General features: G+C 37.7%; 22 protein-coding genes, 1 other RNA gene and 2 pseudogenes. 8 read left to right on the top strand and 17 right to left on the bottom strand.

What is annotated here, in order from left to right:
• Positions 1-31 precede the first annotated feature (31 nt).
• From RGF10_RS04070 to RGF10_RS04060, 3 genes are all read left to right on the top strand, one after another.
• Positions 32-1,087: a lactonase family protein gene (locus RGF10_RS04070; RefSeq protein ID WP_318507534.1), complete on the top strand. Its 1,056-nt coding sequence runs from the start codon at positions 32-34 to the stop codon at positions 1,085-1,087.
• A 556-nt stretch (positions 1,088-1,643) separates the two neighbouring features.
• Entirely contained in the window at positions 1,644-2,303 is a 660-nt protein-coding gene (locus RGF10_RS04065) for an NAD(P)H-dependent oxidoreductase (RefSeq protein ID WP_318507533.1), read from the top strand.
• A 212-nt stretch (positions 2,304-2,515) separates the two neighbouring features.
• Positions 2,516-3,244 (top strand): C39 family peptidase, encoded by a 729-nt coding sequence (locus tag RGF10_RS04060; RefSeq protein ID WP_318507532.1) that lies wholly within the window; start codon positions 2,516-2,518, stop codon positions 3,242-3,244.
• A 268-nt stretch (positions 3,245-3,512) separates the two neighbouring features.
• Here RGF10_RS04060 and RGF10_RS04055 read toward each other — a convergent pair whose 3' ends face one another.
• The 9 genes and pseudogenes from RGF10_RS04055 to RGF10_RS04015 all read right to left on the bottom strand — a co-directional run bounded on the left by RGF10_RS04055 (position 3,513) and on the right by RGF10_RS04015 (position 11,405).
• Positions 3,513-4,439 (bottom strand): DUF4405 domain-containing protein, encoded by a 927-nt coding sequence (locus RGF10_RS04055; RefSeq protein ID WP_318507530.1) that lies wholly within the window; start codon positions 4,437-4,439, stop codon positions 3,513-3,515.
• Between the two features lie 182 nt (positions 4,440-4,621).
• On the bottom strand, positions 4,622-5,419 hold the full coding sequence (locus RGF10_RS04050; protein ID WP_318507528.1) for a sensor histidine kinase: 798 nt from the start codon (positions 5,417-5,419) through the stop codon (positions 4,622-4,624).
• Positions 5,412-6,110 carry a hypothetical protein gene (locus RGF10_RS04045; protein WP_318507526.1) on the bottom strand — a complete coding sequence of 233 codons (699 nt, stop codon included), beginning with the start codon at positions 6,108-6,110 and terminating at the stop codon, positions 5,412-5,414. Before RGF10_RS04045 ends, RGF10_RS04050 begins: the two co-directional genes overlap by 8 nt.
• Positions 6,058-6,738 carry a response regulator transcription factor gene (locus RGF10_RS04040; protein ID WP_318507524.1) on the bottom strand — a complete coding sequence of 227 codons (681 nt, stop codon included), beginning with the start codon at positions 6,736-6,738 and terminating at the stop codon, positions 6,058-6,060. The genes RGF10_RS04045 and RGF10_RS04040 overlap by 53 nt, the downstream gene beginning before the upstream one ends.
• Before the next feature lie 115 nt (positions 6,739-6,853).
• Positions 6,854-8,029 carry an ABC transporter permease gene (locus tag RGF10_RS04035; RefSeq protein ID WP_318507522.1) on the bottom strand — a complete coding sequence of 392 codons (1,176 nt, stop codon included), beginning with the start codon at positions 8,027-8,029 and terminating at the stop codon, positions 6,854-6,856.
• Positions 8,026-8,728 (bottom strand): annotated as a pseudogene (locus RGF10_RS04030) (ABC transporter ATP-binding protein). Before RGF10_RS04030 ends, RGF10_RS04035 begins: the two are co-directional and overlap by 4 nt.
• On the bottom strand, positions 8,725-9,759 hold the full coding sequence (locus tag RGF10_RS04025) for an efflux RND transporter periplasmic adaptor subunit (RefSeq protein ID WP_318507520.1): 1,035 nt from the start codon (positions 9,757-9,759) through the stop codon (positions 8,725-8,727). The pseudogene RGF10_RS04030 and the gene RGF10_RS04025 overlap by 4 nt, the downstream one beginning before the upstream one ends.
• 387 nt (positions 9,760-10,146) lie before the next feature.
• Complete coding sequence (locus RGF10_RS04020; RefSeq protein ID WP_318507518.1) at positions 10,147-10,971, bottom strand: DUF4405 domain-containing protein; 825 nt, start codon at positions 10,969-10,971, stop codon at positions 10,147-10,149.
• A gap of 242 nt (positions 10,972-11,213) precedes the next feature.
• A complete protein-coding gene (locus tag RGF10_RS04015; protein ID WP_318507515.1) occupies positions 11,214-11,405 on the bottom strand; it encodes a hypothetical protein in 192 nt (63 codons plus the stop codon).
• A gap of 274 nt (positions 11,406-11,679) precedes the next feature.
• On the opposite strand from RGF10_RS04015, the gene RGF10_RS04010 reads away from it, so the two are divergent.
• Positions 11,680-12,381, top strand: coding sequence for an SDR family NAD(P)-dependent oxidoreductase (locus RGF10_RS04010; protein WP_318507514.1), 702 nt, complete (start codon positions 11,680-11,682; stop codon positions 12,379-12,381).
• 112 nt (positions 12,382-12,493) lie between these two features.
• Here RGF10_RS04010 and RGF10_RS04005 read toward each other — a convergent pair.
• From RGF10_RS04005 to RGF10_RS03995, 3 genes and pseudogenes are all read right to left on the bottom strand, one after another.
• A pseudogene (locus RGF10_RS04005) lies at positions 12,494-14,456 on the bottom strand (CoA-disulfide reductase).
• Positions 14,457-15,006: 550 nt separating this feature from the next.
• Positions 15,007-15,402: a DsrE/DsrF/DrsH-like family protein gene (locus RGF10_RS04000; protein WP_318507512.1), complete on the bottom strand. Its 396-nt coding sequence runs from the start codon at positions 15,400-15,402 to the stop codon at positions 15,007-15,009.
• A 259-nt stretch (positions 15,403-15,661) separates the two neighbouring features.
• Positions 15,662-15,925, bottom strand: a complete 264-nt coding sequence (locus tag RGF10_RS03995) for a glutaredoxin family protein (protein ID WP_318507509.1) — start codon at positions 15,923-15,925, stop codon at positions 15,662-15,664.
• 378 nt (positions 15,926-16,303) lie between these two features.
• Here RGF10_RS03995 and RGF10_RS03990 point away from each other — a divergent pair, with 378 nt between their 5' ends.
• Together RGF10_RS03990 and RGF10_RS03985 are read left to right on the top strand one after the other, a co-directional pair.
• Positions 16,304-16,792, top strand: a complete 489-nt coding sequence (locus RGF10_RS03990; protein WP_318507507.1) for a cytochrome c-type biogenesis protein — start codon at positions 16,304-16,306, stop codon at positions 16,790-16,792.
• Between the two features lie 131 nt (positions 16,793-16,923).
• Complete coding sequence (locus RGF10_RS03985; RefSeq protein ID WP_318507505.1) at positions 16,924-17,232, top strand: ArsR/SmtB family transcription factor; 309 nt, start codon at positions 16,924-16,926, stop codon at positions 17,230-17,232.
• Between the two features lie 132 nt (positions 17,233-17,364).
• On the opposite strand, the gene RGF10_RS03980 is transcribed toward RGF10_RS03985, so the two are convergent.
• Entirely contained in the window at positions 17,365-17,979 is a 615-nt protein-coding gene (locus RGF10_RS03980; RefSeq protein ID WP_318507503.1) for a class I SAM-dependent methyltransferase, read from the bottom strand.
• 219 nt (positions 17,980-18,198) lie between these two features.
• On the opposite strand from RGF10_RS03980, the gene RGF10_RS03975 reads away from it, so the two are divergent.
• Both RGF10_RS03975 and RGF10_RS03970 read left to right on the top strand, forming a co-directional pair.
• The gene (locus RGF10_RS03975) at positions 18,199-18,765 is read left to right on the top strand and encodes a copper resistance CopC family protein (protein WP_318507500.1); all 567 of its coding nucleotides are present in this window, start codon (positions 18,199-18,201) and stop codon (positions 18,763-18,765) included.
• Between the two features lie 3 nt (positions 18,766-18,768).
• A complete protein-coding gene (locus RGF10_RS03970; RefSeq protein WP_318507498.1) occupies positions 18,769-19,860 on the top strand; it encodes a copper resistance D family protein in 1,092 nt (363 codons plus the stop codon).
• Between the two features lie 60 nt (positions 19,861-19,920).
• Here RGF10_RS03970 and RGF10_RS03965 read toward each other — a convergent pair whose 3' ends face one another.
• The 4 genes from RGF10_RS03965 to smpB form a co-directional block, all read right to left on the bottom strand.
• On the bottom strand, positions 19,921-22,050 hold the full coding sequence (locus RGF10_RS03965; protein WP_318507495.1) for a heavy metal translocating P-type ATPase: 2,130 nt from the start codon (positions 22,048-22,050) through the stop codon (positions 19,921-19,923).
• On the bottom strand, positions 22,043-22,411 hold the full coding sequence (locus RGF10_RS03960; protein WP_318507493.1) for an ArsR/SmtB family transcription factor: 369 nt from the start codon (positions 22,409-22,411) through the stop codon (positions 22,043-22,045). Before RGF10_RS03960 ends, RGF10_RS03965 begins: the two co-directional genes overlap by 8 nt.
• Positions 22,412-23,036: 625 nt before the next feature.
• Positions 23,037-23,373, bottom strand: a transfer-messenger RNA (tmRNA) gene (ssrA, locus tag RGF10_RS03955).
• Positions 23,374-23,573: 200 nt separating this feature from the next.
• Positions 23,574-24,041, bottom strand: coding sequence for an SsrA-binding protein SmpB (gene smpB / locus RGF10_RS03950; RefSeq protein WP_318507490.1), 468 nt, complete (start codon positions 24,039-24,041; stop codon positions 23,574-23,576).
• Positions 24,042-24,101 lie beyond the last annotated feature (60 nt).

Here is a 24,101-nt window from a genome sequence, read left to right as displayed (position 1 = left end):
CACACAACTAAACGTAGGAGGAACAACAAAGATGGAGCAAACAATTTTCAGAGGATATATCGGCACCTACACAAAAGGTGAAAGTGAAGGAATCTATTCATTTTTATTAGATACTAATCTCCAAAAAATCACAGAGGTTAAAGTGGCGGCAAAGCTTGAAAATCCGACCTACCTTACGATTTCCAAGGATAATCAATATCTTTATTCAGTTGGAAAAATAAATGAATTAGGAGGACTTGCTGCTTTTTCACTTAATAAAGAAAACGGCGAGCTACACCCACTAAATCATGTGCTTGCAGAAGGCTCACCTCCTTGCCATGTTAACGTTGATAGCAAAAACCAAACGGTGCTTAGCACCAATTATCATAAAGGTACGCTTGAAGCGTATTCACTTGATAGGGTGAATGGAGAAATTCATAGCAATGGAGCGATTGCTCAGCATGAAGGCTCTGGTCCCGATCCACGCCAGGAAAAAGCTCATACCCACTATGCTGGATTTACACCAGATGAAAAATATATTGTCGCAGTGGAATTAGGGATTGATAAAATTTTTACATACGAGTTAACCAATGGTTCCCTTTCAGAGGTTAGCGCGCTATCTGTTGCCCCTGGAAGTGGTCCAAGACACTTAGCTTTCCATCACAATGGGAAATTTGCCTATGTGATGACGGAATTTAGCTCAGAGGTTCTTGTGTTAGAATACGAAAGTGAAACGGGGCGTTTTACACAGGTTCAGTCCATTTCAACTTTGCCTGCTGGCTTTACCGAGAATAATCAGGGAAGTGCGATTCAGCTTTCTTCTGACGGTAGATTTTTGTATGTAGGAAATCGCGGTCATAATAGTATTGCGGTGTTTGAGATTGACCAAGCAACAAATCTCGTTAATTTTGTGGAGCATGTATCAACAGAAGGTGATTGGCCACGCGATTTCTCCCTTGATCCAAGTGAAAAATTCATTGTCGCTTCAAATCAGGAATCGAGTAATATCGTGCTATTTGCCCGAAACCAAGAAACAGGTAAGTTGACCTTGCTTCAAAATGATATCACTGTTGGTCACCCTGTTTGTGTGAAATTTTTAGCTTATTAAAATGGAGTAGCAGGACGGTTCTTTGAACGGTCCTGCTTTATTTTGCTTGCTGTGTTGATTAAATCGGTAATCGACAATACAAAGATCATCTCAACAACAATCTTCACAACTTCCACATAAGTTCCTCATAAGTTCTACAAATCTACACAGTAATATAAAGACATGGAAAGACAAGATATTGAAAAAGGAATAACACATTCCTGAAGCAATTTCTTGAATCACTTTTTTAAAAATTCTATTCACATATGAAGGTTCGGAAAAAACCTTCTACTGAAAATCGATAATTTAGGAACCTCGATTTTCACCTCTTAAGGAAACGTAATTCCTTAAGGCCATTGTCACAAACTTTCTAAGTTATTTTTTTAAAACCTCTCTATTATTTTTGAGCTGACCCCGGTGGTCAGCTCCTTTTTTTGTGCTAATTTGTGGACCAATGTCTTTTTCAATGTTGAAAGCAGGTCACGTAATGTTCATGAATGTCATGATTTGTTCAACGATTGACCATCATTATTTTTATATAATAAATGATAGATTATAATGATGGGAATGAGACTAAATGGCGAAATTATTATATATTACTGCGAATCCCAAAGGCTTAAGTAAATCAAAGGGGCTGCAAATTGGTGAAGCCTTTCTTGAGGCTTTTCGGGTCGAACAGCCAGATGTGGAAATTAAGAAAATCGATTTATTTGAAGCGGATATTCCGAAAATGGATGCTGAATTAGTTTCTGCACGTGGAAAAATTGGTGGCTATGGTTATAAGCTTGAAGAGCTCGAAGAAGGAGAAAGAGCGAAATATTTAGCGATGCACGATGTGGCTGACGAATTCGTCGACTACGATTACTATGTATTCGTTTCGCCAGTTTGGAATTTAAGCTCACCTCCTGTTTTAAAGCAATATTTGGATAATTTATTTGTGTCAGGAAAGACCTTTAACTATACTCCAAACGGTGCAAAGGGAGCTTTGTCTGGGAAGAAGGCAGTGCATATTCAAACACGCGGTGGATTATATACAAATACTCCGATGGCCGAGCTTGAGTGTGGCGACCGCTATTTAAAGATTGCTTTAAGTTTCTTAGGAATTGATGTGCTGGATACAGTTGTTGCTGAGGGGTTCGATTATTTCCCAAAACAAGCTGAAGAAATTGTTGAACAGGCAAAGATGAAGGCTCGAGAAACTGCAGCGCAAATGGCTAAAGCTGTTTTAACTGTGTAACCCTTTGGTAAACATCCGTGTAGGAAAAAAATCAACAAGTGAACCGCAAAACAGGCGATCGTGATTTAATAGAATGCATACAAAAAGAGACTCTTCATGTAAGAGACTCTTTTTTGTTTGGGATCTTTTGCTATAATAATATAATCATAAATATAGATAACATCAGATTGGTATAGGGTAATAAAGAATGATGTTTTACGGAGGAAATTTACGTGGGTAAACTATTTCGGCTCCTACTCGGGGTAATGATTATGGGTGCAACCGTCTATTTTAGTACGACACTGGTATTATCAGAGAATAATGATAATTATACGAAAATTCCTAAAGAAAAAAAGGAATCGGAGGAAACAAAACCGTTAGCTGACACCGTTATCCTGGATGTTCCACTCCTGAATCAAATGGATGCTCCCCGATTAAAGAGCGGTTGTGAGATAACCAGCTTAGCGATGATTTTAAATTATAAAGGGATACAAATTTCGAAGAATCAATTAGCTGAGGAGATCCCCCGTGTTCCATTGAGATATAATTCTGGTCAATACGGTAATCCAAATGTTGGATTCGTTGGAAATATGGAGGACGGGCCTGGTCTTGGTGTTAATCATGTTCCCCTCTTCAATCTCGCAAAGAACTATGTTGGGGATCGAGCATCAGATTTAACACAACAGCCATTTGAGGTTCTGCTTAGTGAGGTAGCAAAAGGCAATCCTGTTTGGATTCTCACCACCAAAACGTTTGCACCTGTTTCCGATTTTATGACTTGGCAAACTCCTCAAGGTCCCGTTGATGTAACCTATAGTATGCACAGTGTCGTCATTACCGGCTATGATAAGGAAAATATTTATATTAATAATCCGTATGGTGTGAAAAATCAAAAGGTCGAACGTGGCACATTTATTTCAGCGTGGGAACAAATGGGTAAACAGTCGATTGTGATTGAATAACGTGCCTTATCCTTACGTTTTGAACCCCTTATCCGGGGATTTTTGACTTCTATCCGTAGATTTTCTGATTCAATCCGAGGATCCTGGTCTTCTATCCGAAGATTTCTAGATTTTATCCGGGGATTATTCCATCTTATCCGTAAATTACAAATATTCTAATTAAGATTACCTTACGATTTTTCCACAAACTATGTTTTAAAAAAAGTAGAGGGGCTATCCGCTTTCCCTCTACTTTTTTGTCTTTAAAATTTAAGTGGCACTTGCCGTTCTAAGCCAATTCAATTTTTCTTCTTAGCTTAATTTTCCCTAAATAATGAGTGAGGATGACAAACAATGCCATGATACCAAAGTATGTGGCAATCACTCCTAAGGCACTAGGACTTGCTCCAAATCCACCCTTTTCTCCTCTCATCCCACCGTGACCTTCGCCATTTCCTTGGAAATCTCCATCAGGTCGAGTTGGCTTCTCTCCGCTTTCATCCCAATTTGGTGGTGTTTGTCCTTCAAAATCCCTATTTGAACGACCATTAAAGCCTTCAGGCGGCTGGCCATTTTCGCTAAACTGACCTTTTGTAAAGCCTTCTCCCGGTTTACCCTCAAATTGCCCTTGCTCAGAACCAGAGAAGATGTTTGCCGAAGAAACTAATCTAGTTCCAAAACCTGTTGTGTAAATTTCATACGCACCAAACAAGAACAAGGCAACAACGGATATTTTCACGATGTAATCGAACCAATTTGGGAGAGCCTTTACCTTAACGATTTTTTTCGATAGATTCATGACCCATTGCCAATGCAGGCCAACATGGATAGCTACTAAAACAAGGGTAATATAGGAAACGGATATATGGAGCATTTGCATCCAACGCTCGTTACCTACTGTGAGATTAGGGAATACAACCTTCGATATAATGATTCCTGTTACAATAATAGCTGTCATTGTAATCAATAATAGTACATTTAATAAATAGCCAAATCTCGTTTTCCATGGCAGCTTCTTATTTAACAATTTTAGCGTGACATTCTTTACCCATTTACCATTCAGTAAAACATGAGTTAAGAAAGCCCCGATAATAACAAGACCTGCAATTTCATGAAACGCTAATCCTCCAAGCACACGGTCATTGTAAAATAAGGCAAAGGTAATACCCATGATCAGATCCAAACCATATTTGATATACGGGACTCTTTTTTTCAAACCAGCATTCTCCTAACTTCATAAATTTAGATTCAAACATTCATAGAAATGATTTTATGCAAAAACTATGTCCAAACTATTAACAAATTCCTAAAGAATTAATAACATTACGAAAAATAACCCCCAAGCAATTATGCTGGGGGATTGAACACTTATTATTTATTTCTGTACCTCTATAAGCGCTACCGTTTCGGTAATTGCAGTAGAAAGGTGGTGCCGTTTTCCGAGCTTTCCTTTAATGAAAGATTCCCGCCTTGAGCTTTGGCTAAGAGGAGACTATAGGGAAGGCCCAATCCTAGGCCTCTTTCTACATGTTTTTTATTTTTTCCGCGATAGAATCTTTCAAACACATTTGGCTGCTCGTCAACTGATATTCCGTAACCATTATCCGCTACTTCAATTGATACCCAATGATTATCCTGATAAATGGATACTGTTATTTCTCCGTCTGTTTTTCCTTTTACTGCATGTAAGCTATTGTTTAGTAAATTAACGAGGATTTGTTGTGTTCGCAAAGGATCTGCCACGGTTAAAATACTGTCTTGGTTGGTTATAAACTTTAAGGTCACATGGTTCGTTTGTGAAAGATGGACAATTTCCCATTGATAGACTATTTCCTTAATTACTCTGGTTACGTTTATGTTCTCCATTGCCACTTTTACGGAGCCCGTACTAAATGTGTTAAAACTGATTAAATCCTCAACCATGCTTTGCAATCGTTGTGATTCTTTCAATGCCATCTGTAGAAATTCCTTTTGCTTCTCACCTTTTACGATATCATCCTTAACCGCTTGTACAAGTGCGCTTACGGAAGTGATAGGAGTTTTAAGCTCATGAGTGACACCCGCTAATAATTGTGTTCTTAACGTTTCGAGCTGCTCTAATCGGGTGGTCATCCCCTTAAAGGAATTCATTAATTGATAGAGCTCCTTCTCCTGAACATCATCGTTCAATTCAACCTCATAATTTCCCTTAATCACTTCCTCTGCTGCTTCTGCAACACGAAGAACCAGGTTTTGCTAGCTTCTTTGATAGAAAATAAATAACGAGCCAGCCTAAAAGCGCCAGGCTTCCTAGCAATAACGCTACTAAGTAATAGTCCTGCTGTTTAAAATCGATTAGCTTATCAACAGGCTGAAAAATATAGACGGCTCCAACCACCTTTTTTTCATATAGGATGGGGGATATCACCACATAGTCCTTTCGCTGTGAATCCATTTCGATTTTTTCAACTGTTACTTCGGAAGGAAGCGAGAGGGAATGAACCATGTCAATCGCTGTATCCTCAAACATAGCCGGGCCCTTCCCATCAGGGGACATCACTTCACCGTCACTATTTTTAATATAAAAACGCATCGGTTGGCCGGGATTTAAAAATTTGGTCCGTTCTTCAAGGATAAAGGGAAGCTTTTGGTTAACCATGATTTCCCCTTCGTCATTTATGACTCGATCGGCGAGCTCTTGGGATAGCATTTTCGTTAATTCTAATTTATTTTGCACAGTATTATGGTGAATCCATAAAATGGATACGACCCCGATAATCAACAGTCCGCTAACTAACGTGATTAAATACCGTCTTGTCCAATAATAGAGGAGTGGAGTCTTCTCTTTTGTTTTCTTAGGAAACATAAAACTGGTAGCCCAAGCCACGAAACGTTTTAATTTCTCCATCTGCCAGATCCCATCCCTTTAATAATTTACGAATTCTCTTAATCGCTAAATCAACTGCCCGATCGCTTCCATCATAATCATACCCCCATACATTCTCGATTAACTGATCTCTTGTAAAGGTTTGGTTTGGGTGCTGGGCCAAAAAAAGGAATAACGAAAGATCTCGCGGAGTAAAAATGATTTCAACCCCATTTAACAAAACCTGATGAGCTAAAAAGTTTATTTTTAACGAGCCATAAAGATTCAGTTGTTCTTTTTCTTGTAATTGCAGAGATCGTCTTAATACGGCATTGACTCTAGCCACAACTTCCTCCGCTACAAACGGCTTCGTAATATAATCATCTGCCCCTCCGCCAAACCCCTTTAATTTTTGGTCTGTATCCGATAAAGCCGTTAACATAATCACCGGACAAGAGCTTTTCTCACGAATTTTTTCCAAAACACCCCAGCCATCCATGTTCGGCATCATCACATCCAATAATACGAGCGCTGGATGCACTTCATCCACCTGCTGAATTCCCTCAAGTCCATCATAAGCTTGATGGACAGAATACCCCTCTTTCTCTAAATAAGCCGCTAACACCATCGATATCGTCATTTCATCTTCAACAATCAGGATTGTTTTCATCACCATGCCACCTGTTTATTTTTCGAACATTATATCACAATAAAAACAGGAGTTTTCCTCTCTTTCCGTAAAGGTTTGTGTAGTTGAAAAGGCCTCCATATTCAGAGGCCTTTTCTTATTGGTATCTCAACGCCTCCAATGGGCTTAAATTTGCCGCCTTATTAGCAGGGAAGATTCCGAAAACAACACCGATAAAGACCGAGAAGCCAACAGCTATTCCGACTGCCCACCAAGAGATGGACACAGCATAATCCATCGTCGTTGAAAGAATTTCTGCACTTCCAATACCAATCAGCACTCCGAGAATTCCACCGATTCCGCTTAGTACAATCGATTCAATTAAGAACTGACCAAGAATATCCTTCTTTTTCGCTCCAATTGCTTTCCGGATTCCAATCTCTCTCGTTCTTTCTGTCACGGAAACGAGCATGATATTCATAATGCCAATTCCGCCAACAATAAGCGATATCCCGGCGATTCCAGCTAGAAGCATTGTCATTGTATCCGTAACAGACGTTAATGCTTCTGCGATATCCGATTGATTTCGAACACTGTAACTCGTATCATCTCCACCGAATTGGATATATAAAGTCCGTTCCATCTTAGCCATACCTATATCAACTGCATCTTCTGAGCTCATTAACACATCAGCAGAAGTCACGACGGTCTGCCCCAAAAAGCGCTGAGCAGTTGTGAATGGAATCAACACTTGGTCATCGACAGAGCCTTGGAGCTCATCACCCTCTTCTGCAAGCACGCCAACAACGATGAAGGTTGTCCCATCAATTTTAACCTCTTTATCGATTGGATTCGTAAATCCAAATAATTCTGTTGCAACATTTGATCCTAATACAACCACCTGATTACGGTTATCCTGATCAATTTCCAAGAGAAATCGGCCTGATTCCATTGAAGTTTCTTCGACTTTCTCAAAGGAAGGCGTTACCCCTTTAATGGTAATGTCGTCTGAGCTTGTGGTACCATTGGCAACTGTACCACTTCCTGAAGTAGTCGGTGAAACGGCTTCTACCTCTGATAGGTCCTCAAAATCCATTAAATCATCATATGTCACAACTTCTTCCTCAGAGTTGCCTGACAAATTAATCGAAACCTTGGTCGTACCGAGCCCAGAAATATCGTCGGAAACAGATTGTGATGCACCTTGGCCTAACGAGACAAGAGCGATAACCGCTGAAATACCAATAATAATTCCAAGCATCGTTAACATCGAGCGAAGTTTATTTGAGCGGATATTTTTAAAGGCAATTTTTAATGCTTGACCAAATTTCAATGGTAAACAACCTCCTTCCCTTCTAAAATTTGACCATCATGGATGTGAATTACTTTTTTTGCTTGCTTTGCGATATCTAAATCATGGGTAATCAAAATAATTGTGTGACCCACTTTATTTAATTCCTTCATTAAATTCAATACTTCTGCACCTGTTTTACTATCGAGAGCGCCAGTGGGCTCGTCCGCCAGCAAAATCGGAGGGTTACCAGCAAGCGCACGGGCAATCGCTACCCGTTGCTGCTGTCCACCTGAAAGCTCAGTCGGGCGATGATTGGCCCGACCCTCTAAGCCTACTTTCTTTAAAGCATCCATGACAATTTCTTTTCTTTCTTTAGCATGGAGTCCACGATAGATAAGCGGCAATTCAACATTTTCATATGCTGTCTGCTTCGGCAAGAGATTAAACGATTGAAAAATAAATCCAATCTTTTGGTTACGAACATCCGCCAGCTGTTTATTTTTTAACGAGTATACATCTTTTCCATCCAGGTGATATTCTCCGGAAATCCGGAATATCCAGGCAGCCAATCATGTTCATAAGAGTAGACTTTCCTGAACCAGATGGACCAATAATGGCAATGAAATCCCCATTATTTACCGAAAAACTAACATCATCCAATGCTTTTAACGTTTCACCACCCATTTTATAATATTTCTTTAAATTTTTTATTTCGACGATTCGCTGCTCCTCCATCATTGACCGTCGCCTCCTTGGCTAGAACGGTCTCCTGGTGGCATTCCACCTTGTGGTCCTTGCCCCATGTCACCTGTTGGGAAGAAGCTATTTCCATTTTGATTTCCATTACTGCTACTATCAGAGTTTAACGATGGAAGAACGACTGTATCTCCTTCCGTAAGACCACTAACAATTTCAACAACGGTTGCATTTTGAAGACCGATTTCAATTGTTTGCTTTGTTGTCTGGATAGATGTTGTTGAGCTATCATCAGTTGTTGTAGTATTATCAGTTTGATCAGTTGTTTCAGCTGTCGTTTGGTTATCTGACGGAACAAGAACGTAATATCCATCATCCTGCTTTTGCACGGCTGCGACTGGAACTGTGACAATATTTTCTTTCTTTTCAGTTGTGATCGTTGCTTCCGCTGTCATTCCAACCTTAATTCCTGTTGGTTCATTGATGGTAATATTGACTTGATATTTGGCAACGGTACTGCTAGAGTCAGAGTTTGCTTCTTTTGCAACACTTGTAACCGTACCAGTAAATTCACTGTCAGGAAGAGCACTTATATCGATATTAGCGGTTTGTCCAACCTGAACCTTATCAATGTCTAATTCATCTATATTTACAATCATTTCTAAATTGCTATAATCGGTAACTTCAACTAATTCTGCACCCATTTGAACAGTGCCATCTTCTTCAACGTTTAAGGTCGTAATTTCTCCTGCAAATGGTGCTGTAATAGGGTCCAATTGATCGTCTTCAAAGGTAATCAGTTCGTCACCGGCTGCTACTGTATCCCCAGCTGCTACCAAAACCTCATCTACTGTAGCATTTCCTTCAGAAGTTAGCATTTCTTTATTGATCGATGATATATTACCGGTTCCGCTCACCGTAACCTCGATCGTTCCTGTTTCTGCCGTAGCTGTTTGCGTTTGTGTTTGTGGCGTATTATTTTCCTCGGTATTATCATGATAGTAGCTGTAAGCCACTGCACCCCCACCAATTAAGACAATCATAACAACAATACTTATTATCCATTTTTTCATTCTTTCTCTTCCTTTCTTTTCAATATATTAAAAACGAATGAATGGCGATAATCTTTGATCATACTTGTCTAACTTTTATACTGCTCCCTACCTACATCCCTATAATAAACAGCCAATGTGTCAGGAAGATGTCAGGGATTATTTTTTAATTTTTTTATACTTGGAAGTTGATTTCCGCTCCAGGTGCTCCAATCAACAATACGTTTAACATAGCTTTCCGAAAAATAAAAAAGGCTTCTTCCTTAGCGAGGAAGATAGCCTTTTATTGATTAGATGACTGCTTTTGATTTTCTTTTTATTTTTATTTTCCCTAAGTAATGTGTAACGATAGCGAACACTGACATGATGCTAAAATAAGTAAGCAGCACTCCGAAAGCATTGGAACTCTCACCGTGTTCTCCTCTCATTTTCCCATCCATTGAAGCAGGCATGCTTCCACTTTTTTGTGCAACTGCTGTTTGACCAGGTGCTGTTGTCTCCGCTTGCTGTTTGACTATTAGCTTGATCAGAAGTTGCGTTCTCATTATCTTGGAAGTCACCGGACGGTGGAGTCGGTCTTTCGCCATCGAATCCTTCTGGCGGTTGACCATTTTGACTAAAGTCTCCCTCACCCATTGGTCCCTGCTGAGTTGTGGTTGAAAACATGTTAGCAGACTGGGCTACTCTATTACCAAATCCTGTTGCGTACATTTCATATACACCAAAAAGTAACATTAAAACTGTAATAATCTTTGCTGTATACCCTAGTACTTTTGATGAAGATTTAATTTTAAATACCTTTTTGAACATATTTATAACCCACTGCCAGTGTAGCCCGACATGAACAGCAACGATAATCAGTGTGAGATAAGAAACAGTTAAATGCAGCATTTTCATCCATTGTTCATTTCCAATAGTAAGGTTAGGAAAAACAACCCTGGATATCAATATTTCGGTTACAATAATCGTGGTCATCGTGATGAGCAACAGTAAATTTAATACATAATTCAGCTTGGTCTTCCATGGTAGCTTCCGGTCAAAAAGCTTCAAGGTAACATTTTTTACCCAATTAATATTAAGTAGAACGTGGGCTACAAAAGCACCACAAATCACCAAACCAGCAATCTCATGGAAAGCCAGCCCACCGAGCACATTTTTATTGTAAAATAATGCAAAGGTTACACCGATTAGAATATCTAAAGTGAATTTTATATATGGAATTTTTTTCATCATTGATCAATCTCCTAATAAATATTTGTAGGTAGGGGATTGATTCACGTATAACAATAGGGTAACGGAAATTTATGAATAAACTATGACCAAATCGATAAGAAAATAATAACATTTTGCTGTTTCCATTTAGCCAAGCCGGCGGAAATCAACAGACAGTTTAAAAAAACTTATACAAAAAAACCTCATTTCCTTGAAAGCACAGGAAATGAGGTTCTTTTAACAAATATATAATTTAGAAAAGATTATTGCCAATGCGGAGATTTACCTAGTTCTACTAGTGCCCAAATAACGTTAAACATAAAGATTCCAATAGTAATTGGGATGGCAATTAATACACTTCTTCCCATCTTTTCTTTGATAACGGCTAAATAGTATCCACAATAAAACAATGTCAGACAGGCCAGAACTAGCATTACCACCAATACGATATACATTTTAAACAAACTCTCCCCTTAGCTTAATGAATTTTATTGCATATGAAAACGGTAGAACATACCCCTACTCCTATTATAGAGTGAGTTCTTGCAAAATTTAAATGATTTTGTCTAATTTTTACTATTTAGTATTTTACATTGTGACAAAGTTGTTAATTTTTTTTGAAAATATGGTGTAAACGGAGCGATTTTCAGAATTTATTGACAGTTTTTTCATCTCAACCTACAATAAATATAATGAAATGATTAGACAACAAATAGAGGAGGTTTTTCATTGAACAATTTAACTGGGAAGGTAGCTCTAATTTCAGGTGGAGGAACCGGTTTAGGTAAAGAAACGGCTTTGGCCTTTGCAAAGGCAGGGATAAACCTGGTTATCTGCGGACGTCACACGGATAAACTTGAGCAAGTGAAAGACCTCATTACTGACCAATATGATGTAGATGTTTTAGTGGTCGGCGCAGATGTTTCAATTGAATCGGATGTTAAAACACTCTTCAAAGCAGCATTTGACCATTTTCAAAGGGTTGATATTTTAGTTAATTGTGCAGCTGACTTCAATCAATATCATGTCATTGACTGCCCGCTCGATTCCTTCGAATATTTAATTCACAATAATACGACAAGTGTGTTTCTTATGATGAGAGAATGTTTGCCGATTATGCGTAATCAAAAGGCAGGACATATTATCAATATTACTTCAGGGCTTGCTAGAGAAGGTGCTGCAGGGTTTGGTGCTTATGCTGCAAGTAAAGCGGCTGTTGAAGCATTAAGCTTCTCGGTTGAAGATGAGGAGCACAAAAATGGGATTCAGGTTCATGTTTTTAATCCAGGTGTGATGAAGACTACCTTATTTCACATTGGAGATGATCCCGCAAATGTCGCACCATATTTACTTCAATTAGCACAAACTAAATCACTGCATGAGAAAAAGGTAATCCAGTTGGATGACTTCCCATTATCTGTCGATGCATAGGGGTAAACGATATCGGTAACGTTCTGGAAATTTCAATATTTGATTTTAAAATTTAAAAGGCGGGTAGAAGCACCATCATGGATGCTGCTTCCCGCCTTTAAATACGAATTCATTATTTTTTCTTAATCCAAAATGTAATATTTTTATCAGCTTGATCTACTTTAAGTACATCATGACCTGCATTTTTCGCCCAAAGAGGAATATCGTTTAAAGAACCACGGTCCGTTACTTGAAGCTCAATAACCTGACCACTTTCTAAAGCATCGATTCCTTTTTTCAACTTCACGACAGGCATTGGACAAGCAAAGCCTGAGACATCCAAAGTAATATCGGATGGAATCGTTGGCTCAGCAGGTGGCTTAGCCTCTTCTTTAATTTCTGTTTCGCCACGATCATTTGTTGTTGTCTCAACGTTTTTTTCGATATTGGTTCCATAGACAGACGAATAGGTCTTCCAACCACCATCTACATTTTTCACCTGGAAGCCGTGACTTTTTAGAATGCGACTAGCTAAATATCCACGTAAACCAACCTGACAGCTGACATAGATGGTTTGATCCTTAGGTAGTTCCTCTAATCGAGTTCTTAAATCATCCAATCTCATGTTGACAGAGCCTTCAATATACCCAAATTCCCGCTCCATCGGCTCGCGAACGTCAATTAACAAACCACCGTTGGCTATAATTTCATCGACTTCATGCCACTGAACATGCTCCAGCTCGCCTTCGAGTAGATTAGTCGCAACATATCCTGCCATATTTACTGGATCCTTTGCAGATGAATAAGGTGGTGCGTATGACAACTCTAAATTCGTAAGATCTTCTACGGTTAGATTACCTTTGATTGCTGTCGCAATGACATCAATTCGTTTGTCCACTCCATCAGCACCAACAGCCTGCGCTCCAAAAATCTTGCCTGTTTCTTTGTCAAAAATTAACTTCAGTGATATCGGAGCTGCTCCTGGATAGTAGCCAGCATGTGAGCTTGGATGGATGTGCACAACCTCATACGGTACTCCAAGGCGTTTTAATGTTTTTTCATTGTTGCCAGTTGCCGCTACCGTTAAATCAAACACTTTGGCAATTGACGTACCTAGTGTACCCTGATATTTTTCCTTTTTACCGATGATATTGTTAGCAGCGATTCGCCCTTGACGGTTCGCTGGACCAGCAAGTGGGATCATCGCTTTTGTCCCGCTTATATAATCAACAACTTCTACGGCATCTCCAACTGCATAAATATCCTCGTTTGAAGTTTGGAGATATTCATTGACAATAATTCCACCGCGTTCACCAAGCTCAAGACCAGCCGATTTAGCCAACTCATTTTCCAGGTCTTACCCCAATGGAAAGAATCGTCATATCCGTTTCGATTTCGGTACCATCTGATAAAAGGACTTTTTTCCCTTGGTCAGTGAATGATTTTACACCATTTTCAAGTACTAAGTTTACACCTTTTTCTTTTAAATGACGGTGTAAAATCGATGCCATTTCAAAATCTATCGGAGCCATAATTTGATTAGCCATCTCGATAATCGTCACTTCAATTCCACGATCAGCAAGGTTTTCTGCCATTTCAATTCCGATAAATCCACCACCAATGACAACGGCTTTTTGAGGCTTTTGCTCATCGACATAACCTTTAATTTTGTCCGTATCCGGAATATTTCTAAGTGTAAACAGGGCTTGATTCTCGTCCAAGCCTGGGATTGGCGGGACAATAGGCTGTGCCCCAGGTGATAACAACAGTTTGTCATATGATTCTTCGTATACTTCATTATTTTGTAGATTTTTAATCGTGACCTTTTTGTTTGTAGGGTCGATGCTCACGACTTCACTCAAATTACGAATATCCATATTGAATCGTGTTGACATTCCTTTAATCGTTTGCACCAATAATTTACTTCGGTCCTTAATTGTTTCGCCAATATAATATGGAAGTCCACAATTTGCAAACGAGATATACTCGCCGCGCTCGACCAAAATAATTTGGATATCTTCACTATTTCTTCTTAATTTTGCTGCAGCCGTAGCTCCTCCGGCAACTCCACCGACAATGATTACTTTTTTAGTCAAGGCTGTTTCCTCCTAGAGTTCTTTTTTATATAGGACGGACTTAGATGTAATTCAAATTCAAACTTACCCTACCAGGTATGTTTTGTGGTAAAAAAATTTGCACAATTTTTCAATTTAGGATTTGATTTCATCAATTTCAAAATAACTACTAATTGAATCGTAGCAAAGAATCTCAAACTTGAGCATATATTGATTTAGGTGTGCATATCCACAATTAAATATTCATAAATTTTAATAGTTGTATCATAAATTTAAAAAGTCGAGCATATATTTGAAAAGTTATGCCATAAATTTTTGAACTTATATCATATCCACAATAAAACGTGCATATCGGCTTATTTGTGTTCATAAAAACAACTGAAGTAACTTATTTTTTTCTAAAAACTAGCCATTATTGCTATTAATAATCAAATTTCTTAGTCAATTTTTAAGGAAATAGCTATTTTTTTAAAAAAATCGGTCAAACTCTCCAAAGTATTTTTGATTTTTTTCATCACACAAAGGTTCGCTCAAAAAATAGGTATATTTACCCAATAGTATTAATCTATTATTAAAAGCTTAATGTAATGTCAGCATCCTTCGCAAAATCTAAGAACGTAACGGCACCGCCGACTTCTACACCATCAACGAACGCATCGATTTCCAATCCCATAACATCCATTGTCATTTGGCAGCCGATCAGTTTAACGCCTAATTCCTGCGCCATTACAACTAATTCAGGAATGGACGGGACATTCGCCTTGGCAAAGCCTTCCGCAAACTGTTCTTTCCCTTCAGGCATTGGTAGCATAGCATTTCCTTCCTTATGAATTAAGTTTAACCCTTCAAACGTAAAGAAAATCCCTACCTCTTGATCAGAAGCTGCTGCCGCTGTTGCTATATTAAACACCTTATAAGCATCAAATAATCCACCATTACTTGCAATAATCGCTACACGTTTAGACATTGTTCATTCCTCCTAAATAATTTATAGGTCGATCACAACCTACCTATACCCCTATTGGTATCATAATAGATAGAAATTAACCTGTCAACATACGAAGATTTCTTGTAAGTCGACATTGGATAACATTATAAAAATCTCTGAATTAATATAATGACTCCTACCAGGAGCCAGACCCAAACTCCAGGTCATATTGGCGGTATGACTCTCTGTTTTTGGGATTCTTTCTGATTGATTCCTCATGTGTTATGTTGGCAGTTACTCACTGATTATCACCATTCTCTTGTTGGTTATTATTTTTTAGTGCAAGCATAATGTTTTGTGGATCATAGCCTAAAATCCATTTCCCGTTAATTTCTGTTTGCGGCACACCCAGTTGGCCTGTTTTTTTAACCACATAATCCATCATTCCTGGCGAAGTCTCTACATTTACTTCTTTAAAAGGGATATGTTGATCAGCCAAGAAATTTTTTAACATCACACAATATGGACAACGATTCGTTGTATAAACCGTAACTGAATTCATTTTGCATTGCTCCTTTACATATTTTCTACATTTTCATTTTATACCCCTATAGGTATTTTGTCAATTCTTCATTTCCCTTAAGGATCACCTCAAAACATTTAATATAATTTGCAATTTTAATATGCCAAAAGCTATCTTAAATTCAACGCAAATATAATATGAAAGCCCTCAACTAATTATTTTAGGTAAAGAGATCTATATAAATGTTTTTAAATTATTCAAATCACACATATAAGCATTTAATTAAATAATAATATAATGAAATAGTTCCTAATACTATTTTCAAAAAAAGCTCTTCAATAAATCCCATTTTAATGCTTGTTTCTACTCTTATTATTTGTTTTTCGAAAAAGTAATACGATATAAAGGAGGTCGAGTATGAAGTATATTACTAGTCTTATTTTGTTGGTTTTCCTTCTTTTAGGAGTAATAAACGTATCTGCAAGTACCGAAACAAAAAAAGAATTCGATTACTCCAACCCTGAATTTCGGGCAACAGTCGATATGCTATCGATGGAGGGACATGGAAATGATGACCTTTCTTCCTGCAGTGTGAAACAATTATATTACCAAGAAGTAGCTGAAATGTTTGAAAAAGGAATGTCCAAACAAGAAATCTTAGATTATTACGTTGAAAACCTGGGAGTTGAGGCTTTACAGGCACCACCTAAAAAAGGCTTCAATCTTACCCTTTGGGTTCTACCGTTTCTTTTAATTTTAGCTGTGATGATTCTGATTTATTTTTTAATTAAAAAATGGAAAAAAAATACCCCTCCCTTACTTTTTGAAACAGCGCAAAATGGCGAGGGTATAGATGATGATCTTTATCAATCTTTAATTGATGAAGAACGCAGAAAATTTTTGTAGTCCGAACTTAAATAGAAAGGTAAAATATTGATAAAATAGTTCAAATCATTATATCTACATAATTATCATTTAAAATGATCTGGTATTAGGAATTCACCTAGTATAAATCAAGCTAAAGGGAGCTTCCTTAAATGGAAAAAGAAGAGTTAATTGCAAAGATGTTTAAAGCATTAGGACACCCGATTAGGTTTAAAATCGTACTTTTCCTTCTTGATGGGAGAAAATGTGTTTGTGAATTGAATGGGAACATTGAGTTTAGCCAAGCCAATTTATCACAACACTTAAAAATTCTTAAGGATGCTGGAATCCTTTCTAGCGAAAGAGAAGGACCGAAAATTTTTTATAGTCTGAGGAATAATGATATTAAGAAGATGGTTCATTGTGCAGATGAATTCCTTGTCAATTATGTAAAATCACTTAGTGACAATTTTCAAAAATAAGATTCTATTAAGATATTAAGTTGTGTGGCGGCATGGATGGCTGGACAGGTGAGATAGTGAACTAACTTTATGGCTTGGGGGGATATTTTACCTTAAGCCTTTAATTATTTCGTAAAAGGTTGCAGATGGAATTTATTTTCTGATTACTATTCTTCGATACATCCCGTTGAGCAAGACTGGTTGATCCTCTACGATTTGTAAATTTTGATTATTGCTATGGAACAAATCCTCAAAACTCAATCCAATATCTGTTCCCAAAACTCTAATAAGCGGTCGAAGGATTTTTTTCATCAACGACAATTCTTTATCTTTAGGAGAAAATTTATCAAAGAGTATTATTTTTCCTCCCGGCTTTAAAACTCTTGTCATTTCTTGAAAACATTTTTTCGCATCGGGAACTACCGAAACAATTAGAGAGGCAATTATGTAATCAAAAGAATGATTGTTAAACTCCAAATTTTGGGCATCCATTTCTAAAAAATGAATCTGAGAATTTTTAAATTTCGTTCTCGCTTTATCAAGCATAGCTGGGGAATAATCAATTGCTGTTATATCTAAACTAGATAAATCAATAAGCTCTAGATCAGCCCCCGTCCCTACCCCAACAAATAAAAGTTTTTGATTACGTTCCATTGCTATATCTTTGAATAATTGTTTTCGGGCATATAAAAAAACACCAGAATTAAAAATCTTATCATAAAATGGAGACCAGATTTTATAAATGAACTTGTTCCATGAATTCATCATATTTATCCTCCACCAATAAGGTTAATATTCAAATTATTGCTAATTCCATTTTATGGTCTCCCTTCCAGTTAGTCAAACATTCATTTGATTATTTGAATATTAACCAATAAGAACTTTATGTTAAACAGTACAATCAGGCTATATTCAAATAATCTTTTGAGTATAAATTTGTACTTTGATATAATAATTTTAATTAATACTATTCGGAGGTTGTTTATCATGAAAAAGATTCTTTTATTTACACTGGTATTCTTCTTATCATTTAATAATTTTGCCTTCGCACATACTGGATTAGAAAGCTCATCACCTCAAAACGGAGAAATAATCAAGGAAGAAATAACACAAATTACATTAACTTTTGAGACAAAGGTAGAACAAGGCAGTAAATTTGAACTTCAAAATTCGATTGGAGAGCCAGTAATCGTTGAAAACCTTGCTTTATCAGAAAATCAAATGGTTGGAAATCTATCAAACCCGTTAAAGAATGGGGAATACATAGTAAATTGGAATATTATTGGAGCCGATGGACATCCAATTGAAGGGGAATTTACTTTCTCTGTGGATATGCCTGTAACTACAGCACCTGCAGAAGATCCGGCTGAGCAACAAAAAGAAACAAAGCCCGAACCAAAAGTTGAGGATAAAAAAGTCGATACTGTAAAGGAAAAAGAAACTGAAGAAATTGCCCAAAACAAACTTCCATCCTATGTAATTCCGGCTATTTTAGGGATTTTTATCATTATCGTGGTCGGTAGTTTCTTTTTTATTATGAAGAGGAAGAAATAGTACATGATTTTTGTGAGCACTGTTACTCAAGCACTATTATATCTTTGTTTTGCTATTCTTATAGGCAGCTTTATTTTATCTCTTGTGCCGCCACCTTATCGACCAACTATTTCAGTCCCTAAGGGAGCCTTGATGACGGCTGTAGGTTGCATAACCATATTCTCATTTATTCCGGTTTTGGAATTGATCTTATATCTTTCTCCAGGTATCGGTTTTATGCAAACATTGCAATCCGTTCTATTTACGTTTGAAGTTGGAAAAGCATGGATCTTCACTTACATTTTGTCGAACATTTTATTTATGTTTATCGTATGGTTTGATTACCGAAAAAATAAATCATATGCTTACATTGGAATGGTTATCGTTTTTATGTTGATTTTAGCATTAGGATGGTCCAGTCATGCAAGTTCCATTGACAAGGTTTTTGGCTTTCTTATTCATACAACCCATTTTACCGCTGTTAGCATTTGGGTAGGCATTCTTCTTGTTGTTAGTTGGTTCTCAAAGGATTACGCCAATTGGGTTAATTTTTTAAAATGGTTTACACCGACTGCGATTGTTTGCTTTGTGAGTACGATAGTAACTGGACTTATCCTAATGACCTTTGTGGTGGAATTCAAAGATTATGCAAATTCTTGGATGCTCCCATATGGACAAGCCTTATTGATAAAACACTTGTTGATTATTCCATTACTTGTATTTGCATCGATTAATAGCATTTTTCTAAAAAAGAAATTAAAAACGAATATGCAATTTAATCCCAAACCTTGGGCAAGAATGGAAAGCATCATTATATTGCTGATTTTTTCAGCCACCGCTGCATTGGGACAACAATCACCTCCACATGAAACGATTGTAACGAATGAAGAAGTTTCTTCCCTTTTCACACTGTTTTATCAAGGACAGATTCAGCCAGAAATGACAGTAAAACTAATGATGAATCCGACAAGCATTACCCTATTAGGTATCGCTGTCCTTTTCCTTACCTTAATTATTCTTTCATTTTTAAAAAAAGCACCAGCAATTGTATCATTTCTAATGAGTGTTCTATTGGTTTTTTGTTTATATTTATCTTTACTACTGAGTGTTAAATGAGTTGGTATTCCAGCTATTGAAAAAGAGCTTTCCGAGAGAAAATCGGAAAGCCCTTTGTTTTTATTCCTTCACTCGCAAAAGTCGCAAGCTGTTAAATGTTACGATTAGAGTTGCACCCATATCAGCAAAAATGGCTATCCATAGGGTTAACCAACCTGGTACAACTAATAGCAGCGCTAAAATTTTAATCGCCAAGGAGAAAGTAATATTTTGCTTAATGATCGCTAATGCCCTGCGGCTTAATTTGATCGTGTAAGGCAATTTGCTTAAATCATCGGACATTAAGGCAATATCAGCTGTTTCTAATGCGGTATCCGTTCCGGCACCACCCATTGCTACCCCAACAGTTGATGCTGCTAAAGCGGGTGCATCGTTCACACCATCCCCAACCATCGCCACACTATGATATTTAGCGCGGAGTTCTTTGATGAAGTTTAGTTTATCTTCCGGAAGCAAATCCGCTTTAATTTCGGAAACTCCAACTTCATTACCAATTGATTCAGCAGTTCGTTCATTATCTCCAGTAAGCATCACGGTTTTTTCAATTCCAACTCCATGAAGTTTACGAATCACTTCTGTTGAAGTTTCTCTGATTTCGTCAGCTACCGCTATTAATGCTAGGATTTCTTTTTCCGTTCCCAGAACCATAACAGTTTTTCCTTGTGTTTGAAGTGCTTTAATTTGTTCTTTCTTCTCTTCTTGAATATTATTCGGAAGGATTTCTTCAAAAAGATTTGGGCTACCTACGTAATAGAACTCTTTATTGACTCTTGCTTTTACACCTTTACCAGTAATGGATTGGAAATCTTCCACTAATACATCCTTAATATTTAGACCATTTTCCTCTGCCTTTCGCATGATTGCTGTAGCAAGTGGATGCTGTGATCCATTTTCAATCGCAGCAGTGATGGTCATTAGTTCATTTTCATTTCCACCATACGTGATGATGTTTGTAACAGCAGGTACGCCTTTTGTTAATGTACCTGTTTTATCAAAGGCGATGACTTTTAATGCTCCTGCCTCTTCTAAATGGATGCCACCTTTAATTAACACCCCATTTCTTGCTGCGTTCCCAATCGCCGTAACAACAGCAACAGGAGTAGAAACAACAAGTGCACAAGGACAACCAACTACTAACACGGCTAAACCTTGATAAATCCATTCGCTCCAATCTCCCCCGAATAATAAAGGTGGGAAGATGGCAATTAAGAATGCTAAAACGATGATTGCCGGAGTATAGTATTTCGCAAATTTATCGACAAACGCTTGTGAAGGAGCCTTTTCTGCTTGAGCTTCTTCCACGAGATGAATAATTTTTGATATTGTAGTATCTTCCACGCGTTTGGTAACTTTTACTTCGAGTAATCCTTCTTCATTCAATGTTCCAGAAAACACTTCATCGTCTATCGTTTTGGCAACAGGCACACTTTCTCCCGTAATGGCAGCCTGATTGATCGTTGAAGTTCCTTTTATGACAATTCCATCCATAGCTAATTTTTGTCCAGGCTTCACAATCATCATATCGCCAATTTGGATATCTTCAACTGGAATCATCATTTCTTGGTTACCACGCCGAATTAAGGCATCTTTTGGAGCAATATTCATTAATGATTGTATGGAATTTCGCGCTCTATCCATTGAGTAAGTTTCTAAAGCTTCACTTATGGCAAACAAAATAACAACTGTTGCTCCTTCACCCCATTCCCCAATAAATGCGGCACCAATTACCGCAATGGTCATTAAGGTTTTCATATCGAATTGGAAACGGACTAAATTCTTTAATCCTGTACTAAATAGCCTATATCCTCCAACTAAGATAGACATCCCATAAGCTAAAATGGAAGGAATACTTTCTTCACCGTTTAATTGTCCATATAACCATCCAATTAGGAGAAAAACGAACGAGACGATGACAGTAGAATGTTTCTTCAAAAACGGTTCTTTTATCTCTTCAAATCGCTGTTTTTCAGGAATCAATTTTAAATTTTCAAATGCCCCAGCTTTTTCAAGTTCTTCTAGTGTTGTTTCACCATAAACAGTAAGTTTAGCAGCACCGAAATTAACACTTGCATTAGAAACACCATCCAGGTGTTTTACGTTCGTTTCGAACTTTTTTGCACAGCTAGCTCAGGAAAAGCCTTGAACACGATAAACAGTTTTATGAATTGATTGCTCTAAAACATCACTCATCAACTTTCACCTCCATTTGATGTGCGAAAGCAATTTGAATCAACTGTCTTACATGATCATCATCTAATGAATAAAAAACCAATTTGCCTTCTTTACGATATTTCGCTAATCCAAGATTACGAAGCAGCCTTAAATGATGGGAAGCAGTTGCTGTGGTGGCACCAACTATATTGGCTACATCACATACACATAATTCTTCTTCTACGCTTAATGCTAGGGCAATTTTTATTCTTGTGTCATCGGATAGCGCTTTAAATATCTGTGAAACAGCCAATGTGTTCTTTGAGTTAATGACTTCCTTTACCCGTTTTACTTTTATATCATCCACACAGGTTATTTCGCAAACATCATCATGTTTCAATCGTTCCACGCCCCTTATTCAAATAGCTATTTGATTATTAGTATATGTTTAATTTTTATAATGGTCAAATGGATATTTGAATATTAATTTGCTTTTTATTCACTAATATATTTAACATTTTCTAAACATAAAAAAGCATGTTTCAATATAGAAACAATGCTTAAATAATTCAAAAAGTATTATGGATAATTGCTAATTACGATTTGGTTACGCAAAGGAATGGTAAATATAATATTGAACAACTTCAACGGAAGGTAGATTTTGAAAAAACCTTTTTCAGCATATAAAAAAGACTAGCTACAACAGCTAGTCTTGGATTCCACCTATGTATGGTGGAGACGGTGGGACGTGCTCTTCCATGCTTTCGACATGGCACTGACTATATCTTGAACCTGATCTGCTCAGGTCCCCTGGCGTCTTATGCGAAACATAATTTTTTACCTGTCAGGTAAGGATTTCGCATCCTAGTACTACCACTTTTTGTGGCAGTCTATAAGTCGATACACGGCTGTTGAATTGCTTCACATACCGCTCGGCATTGCCCTATTGCTTAAATAAGCAACTTAGGTTTCACCGATAAAGCCAGGTTTTCACTTGTGTGTTACCACACAAGGCGACTAATTACTAATCGAACCCACGTCCAGAAATATCGGCACTTAAGCTTCTACGAGTGTAGTCGGCATATTGGCGCTTCGCTGTATCTTATGCCTACCGACAGGCGTCCGAACAGCTAGTCTGGTTGTTCTCTTCCTTCTTCCTCAGACGGTGGAATCCGGCGTAGTCCACTAAGAGTGAGTCCCTTACCCTACCACATGGACAATGGAGGGAGGAACAGCCTAAGCGCTATTAAGCAGCGAAAGCTAAGTTATTGTTAGTTTTGCCAGTTATTGGCTTTGACGTTTTAACGAGGCCGATCCCCTCGACTCGCAACCTAAGCTCGAACTACCCCTGTCGAATCCGTAGCGTCCCCATGTTAGAAGGGTCAGTGGGCGGTTAAGCTCACTTGACGTTAGGATTGCTCATTGAAGTCTCGAGCAAAAGTTATCCGTCACTCACTTGGTGACATTTATTATTATAACATAGCCAACCGGTTTTTCAATTGTAACTTCTTGGTTATGTTGCCATGGTGGCATTTTCTTTTACTCAACCGAAACTAACTAATCTACATCTTCTGTCTTTCACGGAAAGCACGCTCGATTTCACGCTTTGCTTCTTTCTGTTTTAAGTCTTCGCGTTTATCGTATTTCTTTTTCCCTTTGGCTAGACCTATTAATACTTTGGCAAAGCCGTTTTTCAAATAAACTTTTAATGGAACGAGCGCGTAGCCTGCTTCTTTTGTTTCACCAATTAATGTACTAATCTGCTTTTTGTGAAGCAACAGCTTTCTCGTTCTCAGTGGGTCATGGTTATACCGGTTTCCTTGCTCATATGGGCTGACATGCATGCTATATAAGAACATTTCGCCATTATGTATACGAGCATATGAATCCTTTAAATTTACGCGACCTCCGCGAATCGATTTAATCTCAGTTCCTTGCAGGACAATTCCAGCTTCATAGGTTTCTTCGATGAAATAATCATGGTATGCTTTTTTGTTTTGTGCGACAACTTTTCCCTCGCCTTTTGGCATTGGACTTCCCCCGCTTTCTATCTCTCTATTTTAGCAAAACTTGCAGAAAGCCTCAACGAG

It is taken from the genome of Bacillus sp. T3 (assembly GCF_033449965.1).
Lineage (GTDB): Bacteria > Bacillota > Bacilli > Bacillales > Cytobacillaceae > Bacillus_BU.
Note: the sequence above shows the minus strand (reverse complement) of the source record. Positions and strands in the feature narration are given on the sequence as shown.